Here is an 837-nt window from a genome sequence, read left to right as displayed (position 1 = left end):
GGGGGTGATCAGTAGTCTGATTTTTGTGAGTCCTTATATCCGCACCGTCACTACCGCCTCTGGGGCAACAGCGGTGCAGGTCGTGTTCTCTGAACGCAAAGGCACCAAACAGATGAAGCATGTCGGCTCCGCACATTCGGAGTCTGAGCTTGCGCTGTTACGTGCTGAAGCTCAACGTATCGTTGATGGTGACCAACTCGCGTTGGATTTCGGCGAAGTTGATCACACTCCATCTGCAACGGGCAGTGTGGATAATCCGCTACCGGTAGTCGCTCAGCGTGCTGGTTACTTGCTGGACTGTATTGATTGGTGTTTCGATCAGTTAGGCCTTGCTGCTGCCACCGGTGATGATCCGGTGTTTCGCGATCTTGTGCGTGCCCGCATTATTCGCCCCGGTTCAAAGCTCGATTCCATCGAAACGCTTGCTGAGGTTGGAGTCACTAGCGCAAGTTATCGCACTATCCAAAGGCGTCTTCCCTTCTTCGCGAGCGAATCGTTTGGGGAGATCCTGTCCCAGGCGTTGGCGCATCATGCCGGGATTGGGCCGGGCGCATTCATTTTGTACGACGTGACCACACTGTATTTCGAAACAGATACCCCTGATCAGCTTCGTAAACCCGGGTTTTCCAAGGAACGTCGCGTCGAGCCGCAAATCCTTGTGGGGTTGCTTACCGATGATCGTGGGTTTCCTTTGCATGTTGGGGCGTTTGCTGGCAACAGCGCAGAAACACACACGATGCTGCCGATGATTACACGGTTCCAAGATGCCTACCAGCTTGATGAGGTCACCGTGGTCGCAGATGCGGGAATGTTCTCCGCGGCGAATAAACAAGCACT

At 54.1% G+C, this 837-nt stretch carries 1 protein-coding gene; it reads left to right on the top strand.

The features are described from left to right. Positions 1-25: 25 nt before the first annotated feature. On the top strand, positions 26-837 hold an 812-nt coding region (locus HMPREF3101_RS00245; RefSeq protein ID WP_246816575.1), incomplete at its 3' end, for an IS1634 family transposase.

Source organism: Corynebacterium sp. HMSC29G08 (assembly GCF_001806875.1).
GTDB lineage: Bacteria > Actinomycetota > Actinomycetes > Mycobacteriales > Mycobacteriaceae > Corynebacterium.
This window is presented reverse-complemented; position numbering and strand designations above follow the sequence as displayed.